This is a genomic window from Nocardia transvalensis NBRC 15921 (genome assembly GCF_000308875.1).
GTDB lineage: Bacteria > Actinomycetota > Actinomycetes > Mycobacteriales > Mycobacteriaceae > Nocardia > Nocardia transvalensis.
Genome location: NZ_BAGL01000077.1, coordinates 14,428 through 28,853, shown reverse-complemented (window position 1 = coordinate 28,853; position 14,426 = coordinate 14,428). Strand labels below are relative to the sequence as shown.

The following is a 14,426-nucleotide window of genomic DNA, read 5'->3' as shown; positions in this document are numbered from 1 at the left end:
ACGCGCTCATCCATCGCGTCGACCTGCCGGGCGATATCGACGACGCCGCCCTGTCGCGGCGCGCGAGCGCGGAATACGATGCGGCCCTGGGCCGGCTCGATCCGGCGGGCGCGGCCATGGTGCAGTTCGTCTGGTTCGCGTTCCCGGAACAGGACGGCACCGACGTCCGCCGCCGGGACGTCCTGCTCGTCGTCGCCCACCACTTCGTGATCGACGGTGTGTCCTGGCGGATCGTGATTCCGGATATGGCGACGGCGTGGCTACAGGTCGTCGGCGGTACGCCGGTCTCGCTGCCGGCGAACGGGACGTCCTACCGGCGGTGGGCGCACGCGTTGCACGAGCGGGCAGGCGACGCCGCGCGGCTGGCGGAACTACCGTTCTGGCAACAGGTTTCGCAGACCCCCGATCCCGTGCTCGGCGCCCGCGCGCTGGATCCCGCGGTCGACACCTTCGGGACGCTGGATCAGGTCGAGGTCGCCCTGTCGCCGGAGGTGACCGAGGCAGTGCTGACCGCCATCCCCGCCACCTACCGCGGCGGCGTCAACGACGGCCTGCTCGCCGCGCTCGCCCTGGCGGTGAGCAAGTGGCGCGGCGACACCACCGGCGGCGCGACGCTGGTGAAACTCGAGGGCCACGGCCGCGAGGAGGATGTCGTCCCGGGCGCGGACCTGTCCCGCACCGTGGGCTGGTTCACCAGCGCCTATCCGGTCCGGCTGGACCTCGCGGGCGCCGATCTGGACGCGGCGTTCGGCGGCGGGGCGGAGCTGAACGATGTGGTGAAGGCGGTGAAGGAGCAACTGCTGGCGGTCCCGGACAAGGGTCTGGGTTACGGCCTGCTGCGCCACCTGAACCCCGAGACCGCCGGGGAGCTGCCGGACGCCGGTCAGATCACCTTCAACTACCTGGGCCGCATCTCCGCCGGGACGGCGGGCGGCGAGGAGATCGCCGAACTGGGCTGGGCCCCGGTGTCCGATCTGGGCGATATGACTGCGCCGATGGACGCGGATATGCCCGCGAACGGGGCGATCGATATCAACGCGATCGTCACCGACGGCGGCGACGGCCCGGCGCTGGGCGCGTCGTTCGCGTTCCCGACCGGGGTGCTGTCCCGGGAGCGGGTCCGGGAACTCGCGGACCTGTGGGTCGCGGCGCTGACCGAGCTGGCGCGGTACGCGCGGCGTCCGGACGCGGGCGGCCTGACGCCGTCGGATCTGCCGCTGCTGCGGCCCGGCCAGTCCGATATCGAGGTGTGGGAGCGCGACTATCCGGCGCTGTCGGACGTCTGGCCGCTCTCGCCGTTGCAGTCCGGCCTGCTGTTCCACGCGCAGATGGCGGAGACGACCGTCGACGCCTACGCCATCCAGGCCCGCGTCGACCTGGCCGGGACGGTCGAGGAGGGGCGGCTGCGCGCGGCGGCGCAGGCGGTCATCGATCGCTATCCGAATCTGCGCACCGCGTTCGTCAACGCCGCCGACGGGCGGCCGGTGCAGGTGGTGGTCGATCACCTCGAGGCGCCCTGGTACGCGGTCGATCTGACGGATCTGCCCGAATCGCAACGACTTCCGGAACTGCAGCGGCTGATCGCGGCCGATCGCGCGGACCGGCTGGACTTCGCGGCGCCGCCGCTGATGCGATTCACCCTGTACCGCACGGCATCCGACCAGTGGCACCTGGTGATGACCACCCACCACATCCTGCTCGACGGCTGGTCCATGCCGCTGCTCATGCGGGATCTGCTGGTGCTGTACGCCACCGCCGGCGACCCGTCCGCGCTGCCGCGGGTCGAGTCGTACCGGACCTTCCTGCGGTGGCTGGCGAGCCGCGACCGCGACGCGTCGCTGCGGGCATGGGACCGCGCGCTGGCGGGCGCGACGGAGCCGACGTTGCTCGCACCGCCGCCTCGGACGGCCGAGACCTACGAGACCGGCAGGTTCGTCGTCGAAATCGATGCCGAGCGGACCGCGCGCATCGCGGCGCGGGCGGCGGAGTTGGGTGTCACCGTCAACACGGTTGTGCAGGCGGCGTGGGGCATCCTGCTCGGTCGGCTGACCGGTCGCACGGATGTGGTCTTCGGGGCGACGGTGTCCGGTCGTCCGGCGGATCTGCCGGGTGTGGAGTCGATGGTGGGCCTGTTCATCAATACGCTGCCGGTGCGGGTCGGCGTGGATGATCGGGCGACGGTCGGTGAGTTGCTGCGGCGGTTGCAGGCCGAGCAGGTCGAACTGCTCGACCATCACTACGTCGGTCTCACCGATATTCAGCGGATCGCCGGTGCCGGTGCGGTTTTCGACACGCTGCTGGTGTTCGAGTCGTATCCGATCGACAAGGTGGCGATCGGCGCGGCCAGCGCGATCGACGGCATCTCGGTGACCGGCATCGGCGTACAGGACGATTCGCACTACCCGCTGACACTGCTGGTGACCGCCGAGTCGACGATCGAGCTGACGCTGAAGTACCTGCGCAGCCGGTTCGCCGCCGACGAGCTGGAAACGCTTGTCGCCCGGCTGGTTCTGGCGATCGAGGCGCTGGCCGGGGACTCCGAATCGCTGGTCGGCGATATCGACATCATGCTGGGTGACACCGAGCGGGATCGAATCCTGCTGGACTGGAACGACACCGGTCACGAGGTCGAACACGAACCGCTGCTGGCGGGCTACCGGCGTGCCGTCGCCGCGCATCCCGATCGCGTCGCGGTGACCTACGAGGGCGCCGAGCTGACCTACCGGGAACTCGACGAGCGGGTCAATCGCCTTGCCCGCCTGCTGATCTCGCAGGGCGTGGGCGCGGATTCGCTGGTCGGCATCGCCGTGCGGCGCTCGCTGGACCTGGTGGTCGGCATGTACGCGGTGCTGACCACGGGCGGCGCCTACCTGCCCGTGGACCCGGACCACCCGGCCGAGCGCGTCGAGCACGTGCTGGACACGGCCCGGCCGGTCTGCGTGCTGACGACGACCGCCGACGCCGTACCGGTTCCGGACGGTGTGCGGGTCGTCGCCATCGACACCGCGGAGCTGGACGCATTGTCCGGAAACCCCGTGAACGCGGGCGAACTCGTGCGGCCGGTGCGTCCGGACAGCCTGGCGTACGTGCTGTTCACCTCCGGTTCGACCGGGCGGCCCAAGGGCGTCGCGGTCTCGCGCCGGGCGATCGGCAATCACCTCGCGTGGATGCAGGGCAGCCATCCGCTGCGCGCCGACGACGTGTATCTGCAGAAGGCCGCCTTCACGTTCGACTCGATCTGGGGCTACTTCATTCCGCTGCGGCTGGGCGCACGGCTGGTGATGGCCGCCCCGGACGGGCATCGCGATGTCGCCTACATCGCGGAAACCATTGCGGCGCAGCGGGTCACGGTGACGGACTTCGTTCCGTCGATGCTCGCGGTCTTCGCCGCGCATACGCCCCCGGGCGCGGTTCCGACGCTGCGGCACATCATCTCCGGCGGCGAACTGCTGCCCGCGGAGACCGTGGCCGCGGTGCGGTCGATCTGCGACGCGTCGGTGCTCAATGTGTACGGGCCGACCGAGACCGCGGTGGCCGTCACCGCCTGGCTCGCCACCGGCGACGAGCAGGGCGGCCTGCCGATCGGCTCGCCGATCTGGAACAGCCGCCTCTACGTGCTGGATTCCCGCCTACGCCCGGTTCCCGCCGGGGTCACCGGCGAGCTGTACATCGCCGGTGATCAGCTGGCGCGCAGCTATCTGGGCCGTCCCGATCTGACCTCGGAGCGGTTCGTGGCCAATCCGTTCGGTAAGAGCGAGCGGATGTACCGGACCGGTGACCTGGTCGCCTGGAGCGCTCCGGGTGTGCTGAAGTACTTGGGCCGTACCGACTTCCAGGTGAAGTTGCGTGGTCAGCGCATCGAATTGGGGGAGATCGAGGCGGCGCTGCTGGCGCAGCCGTCGGTGAATCAGGCGGCGGTGCTGGTGGTTCCGACGGAACTCGGCGATCAGCTGGTGGCCTATGCGGTGCCCGCCCCCGGCGCGCGGCTCGAGGCGGATCCGCTACGCGCGGCCCTCGCGGAGGCGCTGCCCGCGTATATGGTCCCGTCGACCGTGATGGAGCTGGCCGAATTCCCGCTCGGCAGTACCGGGAAGCTGGACCGTCGCGCCCTGCCGCGCCCCGCCCTGGCCGCCCGTGAGTTCCGGGCACCGTCGACTCCGGTCGAGGAGATCGTGGCGGGTGTGTTCGCCGACGTGCTCGGAGTGGAGCGGGTGGGGGCCGACGACGACTTCTTCGGGCTGGGCGGAAACTCGCTGGTTGCCACGCAGGTGGTCGCGCGGTTGAGCGCTGCGCTCGATGCGCGCGTGTCGGTGCGGGCCCTGTTCGATACCCCTCGGGTCGCGGATCTGGCGGCGGGGATCGTGCCGGGCTCCGGGGATTCCGCACGCGCGCCCTTGGTGCGGGCAGTGCGGCCGGAGATCGTGCCGTTGTCGCTGGCGCAGCGTCGCATGTGGGTGCTCAATCAGATCGATCCCGAATCTTCTTCCTACAACTTGCCGTTCGCGATCCGGCTGACCGGCACGCTGGACGTGCCCGCGTTGCAGCAGGCCGTGCTGGATGTGCTGGAACGGCACGAGTCGCTGCGGACGCGTTTCCCGATGAACGGCTTCGGTGGTGACCCGTATCAGGAGATCTTGCCGGTGAGCGAGGCGTTGCCCGACGGGCTCGTGGTCGAGGCGGCGACGGTCGAGGATCGTGACCGGGTCGCCGGGTTGATGTCGGAGGGTTTCGACGTCATCGCGGATGCGCCTATTCGGGCGCGGTTGTTCTCCGATGCCGATGCCGGTGAGCATCTGCTCGTCGTTGTGGTGCACCATATTTCGGCCGACGGCGCTTCTTTGGCTCCGCTGGCGCGTGATCTGGTGACGGCGTATGTGGCGCGGCAGGCGGGTGTCGCGCCGGGTTGGACTCCGTTGGCGGTGCAGTACGCCGATTTCGCGTTGTGGCAGCGGGAGGTGATCGGCGTCGACAGCGACGAGACCTCGGTCGCGGCTCAGCAGTTGGCGTTCTGGCGCGCTCAGCTGGCCGGTATCTCCGGGGCGGCGCGGCTGCCGCTGGATCGCCCGCGTCCCGCGCATCCGTCCGGGCGCGGCGCGCTGGTGAGTACCGTCGTCCCCGCGCAGGCACATGCCGGGCTCGCCACGCTGGCGCGCGAACACAATTCGTCGCTGTTCATGGTCGTGCACGCCGCGTTGGCGGCGTTGCTGGCGCGGCAGTCGGGTGGGTCGGATATCGCGATCGGTACCCCGATCGCGGGCCGGGGCGCGGCCGCACTGGACGATCTGGTCGGCATGTTCGTCAACACGCTGACCCTGCGTGTCGAGGTCGATCGTGGTGCCTCGTTCGCGGCGCTGGTCGAACGGGCGCGGGAGACCGATCTGTCGGCGTTCGCGCACGCGGATCTGCCGTTCGAGCGGGTGGTCGAGGCCACTCAGTCCACCGTGGCCGGTGACGCGTTGTTCCAGGTGGTGCTGGCACTGCAGAACATGGAGCAGGCCGAACTCGAGCTGCCAGGGCTGACGGTGGCTGCGCTGGACACCGGTGAGACGGTGGCGAAGTTCGATCTGCTGGTAACCGTCGAACCGCACTACGGTGACGACGGCACGCCGGCGGAGCTGGTCGCCGGATTCACCTACGCGACCGATGTTTTCGACGCCGCGACCATGGAGGCGCTGGCCGACGGGTTCGGTCGCATCCTCGCGGCGGCCGCCGCTGATCCGAGTGCCGCCGTAGGCGATATCGGCAGTGCCGGTGTGGCGGAACAGGATCGAGCGCTGACGGCCCCGGCCCCGGCCGCGCCGGAACCGGTCGAGCAGGACGAGGCCGGGCAGGACGAGGTGGTGCTGCTGCCGCAGCTGCTGGCCGATGCCGTGGACGAGAATCCCGACGGTGTCGCGGTGATCCTGGCGGATGCCTCCGAGCGGCTGGACGAGGTGGAGTATGTCGACCTCGACGAGCGCTCGAATCGGTTGGCGCGCCTGCTGATCGAGCGTGGCGTCGGTCCCGAGGACTTCGTGGCGGTCGGCATTCCGCGGTCGGTGAAGTCGGTGCTCGCGGTGTGGGCGGTCGCCAAGACCGGCGCGGGATTCGTCCCGGTCGATCCCCGGTACCCCACCGAGCGAGTAGCGCACATGCTCGCGGATTCGCATGCGGTGCTGGGCCTTACGGTCTCCGACGTGCGTGCCGACCTGCCCGGCGAGGTGCCGTGGGTGGACATCGACGCGGAGGAGATCGACGAGCGGCTCGAGGGGTACTCGGCCGATCCGGTGACGGATGCGGATCGTCTGCGCCCGCTGCGCAAGACGCACGCCGCGTATGTCATCTACACCTCCGGGTCGACCGGTAAGCCCAAGGGCGTGGTCGTCACCCAGGCGGGGTTGGCGAGTTTCTGTGCCGAGCAGCGTGAGCGGTATCGGGTGACGAGCAGTTCCCGCGCCCTGCATTTCGCGTCGCCGTCGTTCGACGCCTCGGTCCTGGAGCTGCTGCTGGCGATCGGTGGTGCCGGCACTCTGGTGGTGGCCGCGCCGACCGTCTACGGCGGTGCGGAACTGGCGGCGTTGCTGCGGCGGGAGCGGGTGACGCACGCGTTCATCACCCCGTCCGCGCTGGCGTCGGTGGATCCCGAGGGTTTGGACAAGCTGCGGGTGGTGATCGCCGGTGGCGAGGCGTGCCCGCCGGATCTGGTGCAGCGGTGGGTGATTCCCATCGCCGGGCGTCGTACCCGCGAGCTGTACAACGGGTACGGGCCCACCGAGACGACGATCATGACCAATATCAGCGACCCGCTGGTACCGGGCGAGACCGTCACGATCGGCGGCCCGATCCGCGCGATCACCGAGTACGTGCTGGACGAGCGGCTACGGTCGGTGCCGGAGCGGGCCGTCGGGGAGCTGTACATCACCGGCGCGCAGCTGGCGCGCGGCTACCACGAGCGTCCCGGCCTGACCGCGGCCCGATTCGTCGCCGATCCCTTCGGCCCCGCCGGTGGCCGGCTCTACCGGACCGGCGACCTGGTACGCCGAACCGGTGACGGATCGGTGGAATACCTGGGCCGCAACGACTTCCAGGTCAAGATCCGCGGCTTCCGGATCGAACTGGGCGAGATCGACGCCGTCCTGGCCGGGCACGAGAACATCGACTTCGCGGTCACGGTCGGCCACCAACTCCCCAGTGGGGCAACGATTCTCGCGTCGTACGTACACGCCGTGCCGGGCGCCGAGGCGGACGCGGACGAGCTGACCACGCTGGCCGAGACGCGGCTGCCCGCGCACATGGTGCCGACCACGATCATGGTGCTCGACGAGATCCCGCTGACCCCGGTCGGCAAGCTCGACCGCGCCGCACTGCCCGCGCCCGTCCTGCACACCCGCGAGTTCCGGGCACCGTCCGGGGAACTCGAGGAGCTGGTCGCGGGCGTATTCACCGATCTGCTCGGACCCGCGACGCCGGTCGGCGCCGACGACGACTTCTTCGAACTCGGCGGCAACTCGCTGATCGCGACCCGGCTGATGGCACGGCTGGGCGCCGCGCTGAACCGCCGGGTACCGGTCCGGCTGCTGTTCGAGGCGCCGACGGTGGCCGCGCTGGCCGTGGCGCTGAGCGAGCAGTCGGCCGTGGACGACCGGCCGGAGCTGGTCGCGGGCCCGCGGCCGGAACGGATTCCGTTGTCGCTGGCGCAGCAGGGCCTGTGGCTGCTCAACCGGCTCGACACCGCCTCGGCCGCCTACAACGTGCCGCTGGCGGTACGGCTCACCGGCACCCTGGACGTCGAGGCGCTGCAGGCGGCGATCGCCGACCTGGTCGCCCGCCACGAGATCCTGCGCACGGTGTACCCGGCGGACAGTTCAGGAAGCGAAGCCGCGATTCAGGTCATTCTTCCTGCGGCACAGGCGGTTCCGCAGCTGGACCGGCGAGCGGTGGCGCTCGCCGACATCCCGGGCGAACTCATCGCCCTGGCGAAGACGGTCTTCGACCTCACCTCCGACGTGCCGGTACGGGTCGCGCTGTTCGACCTCGGCGTGGACGAGGCGGGCCGCCCCGACTACGTGCTGGCGATGGTGGTGCACCACATCGCCGCCGACGGCTCCTCGATGGGCCCGCTGGCGCGCGATCTGATGACCGCCTACGTGGCCCGCGGCGCCGGGCAGGCCCCCGAGTGGGCCCCGTTGCCGGTGCAGTACGCCGACTACAGCATCTGGCAGCGGTCGGTGCTCGGCACCGAGGAAGATCCGGAATCGCTGGTCTCCGAACAGATCTCGTACTGGCGCGAAGCGCTGGCGGGCCTGCCGGATCAGCTGGACCTGCCGTCGGACCGGCCGCGTCCGCTGGTGCGGTCCGTCGCCGGCAGCAAGGTGCCGGTCCTGATCGACGCCGACACCCACCGCGCCCTCGCCGAGGTGGCGCGCGCCGAGGGCGCGACGCTGTTCATGGTCGTGCACACCGCCCTGGCGGTCCTGCTGGCGCGGCTGTCGGGGACCGACGACATCGCCATCGGCGGTCCGGTGGCCGGGCGCGGCAATGCCGCCCTCGACGACCTGATCGGCATGTTCATCAACTCGCTGGTGTTCCGCACCCGCTACGACGGCGGCGCGAGCTTCCGCGAGCTGCTGGCCCGCCAGCGCGAGACCGACATCCAGGCGTTCGCCAATGCCGACGTGCCGTTCGAGCGCCTGGTCGACGCGCTGAATCCGGTGCGGTCGACGGCGCGGCATCCGCTGTTCCAGGTGTCGATGTCGTTCCAGAACCTGGGCCGGGTCGAATTCGAACTGCCCGAACTGTCGGTGGCCGGCCTGGACATCGGCATCGAGGTGTCGCAGTTCGACCTGCACTGGTACGTCGGCGACGCCTACGACGAGACGGGCGCGCCCGCCGGAATCGGCGGCATCGTCACCTACGCCACGGATATGTTCGAGCACGACACCGTCCAGGGCTTCGTGGACCGGTTCACGCGCCTGCTCGCGGCGATCGCGGCCGATCCGGGCGTGCGGGTCGGGGATATCGATCTGCTCGGCGCGGACGAACGCCCACGGCTGCTGGCGGACGCCGCCGAGACCGCGCATCCGGTGCCGGGCGAATTCCTGCTGTCGGGATACCGTCGTGCCGCCGCCGCGTCGCCGGACGCCGTCGCGCTCGTCTCCGGCGAAACATCCTGGACCTACCGGGAATTCGACGAGCGGGTGAATCGTCTCGCGCGCTACCTGATCGCGCAGGGGATCGGCGCGGAATCAGTGGTGGCGCTGGCGATGCCGCGCTCGCCGGAGCTGGTGGTGGCGATGTACGCGGTGCTCGCCGCGGGCGGTGCCTACCTGCCGCTCGACCTCGAGCATCCGGCCGGACGCATCGCCTACGTGCTGGAAACGGCCACTCCCGCTTGTGTTTTGACGGCCGGGGGTCACGACTTGCCAGAGGCGGTCGTAGGAAGCACGCTCCCTGTGGCGGCTGGGGAAACCGGGTCGTCCGTGGTGGCCGGAGGGAACGAACTGCCCGTGGCGGCCGACGACGGCCTCGGCATCCAGGTCGTCGACCTCGACTCCCTCGACCTGTCGGAGTACTCGGAGACTCCTGTCGAGCCGGGCGAACTGCGTACCCCGCCTCGGCCCGACCACCCCGCCTATGTGCTGTTCACCTCGGGCTCGACCGGTAGGCCCAAGGGCGTCATGGTGTCGCACGGCGCGATCACCAACCAGATCGAATGGATGGTGGCGCACTACGGGTTCGGGCCCGGCGACATCTATCTGCAGAAGACGGCGACCACGTTCGACGTCTCGCTGTGGGGCTTCTTCGCCCCGCTGTGGGCGGGGGCCCGGCTGGTCCTCGCCGCGCCGGGCGGGCAGCGCGATCCGGGCTATATCGCGGAGCTGATCGCGACCCACCGGGTCACGCTCACCGACTTCGTGCCGTCCGTGCTCCAGGTGTTCCTGACCGCTGCGCGGCCGGACCAATTGGCCACGCTGCGTGACGTTTTCGTCATCGGCGAGGCATTGCCGCCCGGTACGGTCGCCGAATTCGCCGCCCTGTCCGCCGCCGGACTGCACAACCTGTACGGTCCGACCGAGGCCGCGGTGTCGGTGACCTACCGGCAGGCCTCGACCGACGACCGCGCCACGGTGCCGATCGGTGTGGCGCAATGGAATACGCGCACCTATGTGCTCGATTCCCGGCTGCACCTCGCGCCCGCCGGAGTCGTCGGCGAATTGTATTTGGCGGGCAGCCAGTTGGCGCGCGGCTATCTTCGCCGCCCCGATCTGACCTCGGACCGGTTCGTCGCCGACCCGTACGGCCCGCCCGGCGAGCGCATGTACCGCACCGGCGACCTGGTGCGCCGCCGCGCCGACGGTGCGCTGGAATACCTGGGCCGCAGCGATTTCCAGGCCAAGATCCGCGGTCATCGCATCGAACTCGGCGAGATCGAGGCCGCGCTGCTGGCCGAGTCGTCGGTAGCACAGGCCGTGGTGGTGCTGGCGTCGTCGGAGACCGGCGATCAGCTGGCCGCCTATGTGGTGCCGGGGGACGTCTCGGTGGACGCGCTGCGCGAATCGCTGACGCAGATGCTGCCGTCGTACATGGTTCCGTCGGCGATCATGCCGCTGGACGCCCTGCCCATGAACGACAGCGGCAAGCTGGACCGAAAGGCGTTGCCGCGGCCGGTCTTCCGCACGCGGGAGTACGTCGCGCCGGAGACCGCCACCGAGCGGATCGTGGCGGAGGTCTTCGGCGAGGTGCTCGGCGTGGAACGGGTGGGCGCCGAGGACGAGTTCTTCGAACTCGGCGGCACCTCGCTGCTGGCGTTCACCCTCCAGCGCGGGCTGACCGCCCGGCTCGCCGTCGATGTGCCGATGGCTGCGGTGTTCACGGCTCCCACGGTGCGCGCGCTCGCCGCCCGCATCGACAATCCGGAGGAACAGGTCGTCGCGGCGCCCGTCGACTTCGCGACGCTCGCCGCCGACGCCGTCCTGGAACTCGAGATCGACGGTGCGGCCGCCGCGCCCGCTCGCTCGGGCGCTCCGCGGGACGTCCTGCTCACCGGCGCAACCGGATTCGTCGGCGCGCATCTGCTGCGCGAACTGCTGACGAGTACCGAGGCGCGGGTGTGGTGCCTGGTGCGCGCGGACGACGAGGAGCAGGCGCACAAACGGATTCGCGAAGCGCTGGAGAACTACCGGATCTGGGACGAGGCCACCGGTCCCCGGATCATCGCCGTACCGGGCGATCTCGCGCAGCCCCGGTTCGGGCTCGACGAGGCGCAGTACGCGCGGCTGGCTGATCGGGTCGAGGCGATCTACCACAACGGCGCTCGCGTCAACCACATCGAGCCCTACGGCCGGCTGCGGGCCGCCAATGTGTCGGGCACCCGCGAGGTACTGCGGCTGGCGACGCTGAGCCGGATCAAGCCGGTGCACTTCGTCTCCACGGTCAATGCCGTGGTGCCGTCCGCGCCCGGTCCGGATTTCGTCGGCCGCGAGGACGATCGGCTCGATGTCCGCGACGTCGCCCAGAACGGGTACGTCGCGAGCAAATGGGTTGCCGAGCAACTGGTCCGGCAGGCCGGCGAGCGCGGGGTCCCGGTGAACATCTACCGGCCCGGCCTGGTGAGCGGCGATACCCGGCTCGGCGTCAACAGCGTCGACGACTCGTTCTGGAATATGATCCGCGCCGCCGCCGTCCTCGGGCTGGCTCCCGACACCGGTGACGCGGCCATGCCGCTGGTTCCGGTCAACTATGTCGTGCAGGCCCTGGTGGCGCTGTCCGCCGGACCGGCGGACGGGACGGCCTACCACCTGGTCACCGCGGAGTCGGTGGCGATCGGCGACATCTTCGGATCGTTGCGCCGCAACGGGATTCCCGTGGCGGTCGCCCCGATCGAGGAGATCGCGGGCCGGCTGGCCGCCGAGGCCGCCGAGCGCGACGCGGCCGGTGACGATTCGCTGGTGCGGGCCGTGCTGGTCAGCGGCAACTACGGCGGCACCTCCGTCCCCGTCGACGACACCCGCACGCGCGCGGCGCTCGCCGGCCACGGAATCCAGTGCCCGCCGGTCGATGCCGCCGCACTGGACGCGTATGTCAGGTCGTTCATCGACGTGGGCTTCTTCCCGGCCCCCGGTGGTGACGACGCCGCGAATGCCGAGTGATCCGAAAACCCTTGTCGGAAAGGAATTTATGACCACCGAAGCCGAGTCCCGTCCTGCCGCCGCCTCCGGCACGTTCGCCCTGGGAGGCGATCTGCCGGTGCATCGCCTCGGCTACGGCGCGATGCAGATCACCGGTCCCGGTGTGTGGGGCGAACCGAAGGATCCGGACGAGGCGATCCGGGTGCTGCGCCGCGCCGTCGAGCTGGGTGTCACCTTCATCGACACCGCGGACTCCTATGGTCCTTTCGTCAGCGAGACGCTCATCCGCAAGGCGCTGCACCCGTACGCCGACGACCTGGTCATCGCGACCAAGGCCGGGCTGGCGCGGACCAAGCCCGGTGAGTGGATCTCGCTCGGGCGGCCCGAATACCTGCGCCAGCAGCTCGAATTGAGCCTGCGCCACCTCGGCGTCGAGCGCATCGACCTGTTCCAGCTGCATCGCATCGACGCCAAGGTCCCGCTCGCCGATCAGATCGGGGAGCTGGCGGCGTTGCAGAAGGAGGGCAAGATCCGGCACATCGGGTTGTCCCAGGTGACGGTCGCCCAGCTCGCCGAGGCACGCAAGCTCGCGACGATCGCGTCGGTGCAGAACCTCTACAATCTCGCCGACCGCTCGGCCGAGGACGTACTGGAGTACGCCGCCGCCAACGACATCGCCTTCATCCCGTGGTTCCCCATGGCCACCGGCGATCTCGCCAAGCCCGGCGGCCCGCTGGACAAGTTCACGCGCGACGACGCCACCCCCTCCCAGCTCGCCCTGGCCTGGCTGCTCCGCCGCTCCCCGGTCACCCTCCCCATCCCCGGCACCTCCCAGGTAGCCCACGTCGAGGAGAACATCGCCGCCGCGACCATCACCCTCACCGACGAGGAATACGAGGCCCTCTCAGGCGTAAGCAAGCCGAAGTCCTCCGCCAAGGGTCCCCGCTTCCGCCTCCCGAAACTGGGTCGCTGAAAAGCACTGCCTACGAGCACATTTCGCTGGTGGTTTCCGGCCGAAAGCACGCCGGAAACAAGAGGTGAGGCTGCGTGCCTGGGGGTTTCCGGCCGCAGCCCTCACTTTCGCGCCCAGCCGCGCCTCTCGTTTTCGGACCCGGCCTCACCACTCATTTCCCGTCCCCCCGGCCTCTAGGGTGGGGGGACGGGATCCACTTACCCGACCAGATTCTTACGCAGAGCCACAAGCGTCCCCGGGTCCACCCCCAACCCCTGAGTCAGGAACTTCCCGAAGTCCCCGTACGTCTCCTCCACTTCCCGCACGGACGTGTCCAGGTACTCGGACCGCACCTCCTGCAACGGGATCAGCAGGTCGGGGTTCTGCATGAGGCCCGCCTGCTTTACCTGCTCGCGGAGCTTGGCGTCGGCGGCGGCGCGGTATCGGTTGGAGAGTAGATAGTCCTGGCGCGCAGTCGCTTCCGGTACTCCGACGGCACGCAGGACCACGTAGGTGAGCCAGCCGGTGCGGTCCTTACCCGAGGTGCAGTGGTACAGCAGGGGCTTGCCGCCGGCGGCGAGGTCCTTCACCGTCTGGCCGAACTTCGCTCGGGAGTCGTCGGTGAGGAAGCTGCGGTAGACGTTCTGCATGATGCGCTCGGCGCCGCCGTTGCCCAGCAGTTCCTCCTGCTGCTGCGGGTCCTTCGACTGGATCACCTGCATCATCTGCAGGAACAGGCCGGTGTCGTCGACCGGCCGCGCGACCGAGGTCACGCCGCCGGGTAACTTGTCGGGGCCGGAGAACTGCACCTCACCGGGTGTGCGCAGATCGACGGCGGACCGCAGGTTCAGCGAACCCAGCTTCCGCACATCGGCATCGGTCAGCTTCTCCAGCGAATCGGCGCGAATCGCCTTGCCTGCCTTCACCGTTTTGCCGTCGTAGGTCCGATATCCGCCGATATCACGGACATTCACCGCGCCTTGCAGTTCGATGCGCCCGGCGGGTGCGGCCGATCGTTCGTCCGAGGGCGAATCATCGGTTGCCGAGACAGCGGGCGGGGCCGAGGGGCCGGTCGTCGGGGAGGGGTCGGCGAGCACCGGCCCGGCGGTAATCACCAGTGCCGCAACGGCTGTGCCGATCGTGGAAACGAGGGATGTCTTCATGGCGGGCGACAGTAGGACCGTCCGTCACGGCTCCGGTGTGTTTCGCCTTCAACCCGCCGCTGTTTCCTCATCTGCCGGGACTGGATGAGCACTCACCGGGATTCGATTACCCTTCGAACGGGTCCCGTGCGCGGGTCGAACACGGGAGGATCTATGGTCCGACGCCGGCGACATGCCGTGGCGTTCGCTGTCGCGCTGCTGGCG

3 protein-coding genes are annotated in these 14,426 nt (G+C 69.9%); 2 read left to right on the top strand and 1 reads right to left on the bottom strand.

The window, feature by feature from the left end:
• A partial coding sequence (locus tag ON41_RS27430) for a non-ribosomal peptide synthetase (RefSeq protein WP_157185641.1) occupies window positions 1-12,128 on the top strand: 12,128 nt, incomplete at its 5' end.
• A 28-nt stretch (window positions 12,129-12,156) separates the two neighbouring features.
• On the top strand, window positions 12,157-13,080 hold the full coding sequence (locus ON41_RS27425) for an aldo/keto reductase (RefSeq protein WP_040750735.1): 924 nt from the start codon (window positions 12,157-12,159) through the stop codon (window positions 13,078-13,080).
• A 197-nt stretch (window positions 13,081-13,277) separates the two neighbouring features.
• Here the strand turns inward: ON41_RS27425 and ON41_RS27420 are convergent, their stop codons facing one another.
• On the bottom strand, window positions 13,278-14,222 hold the full coding sequence (locus ON41_RS27420; protein WP_083905682.1) for a tyrosine-protein phosphatase: 945 nt from the start codon (window positions 14,220-14,222) through the stop codon (window positions 13,278-13,280).
• Between the last annotated feature and the right edge of the window lie 204 nt (window positions 14,223-14,426).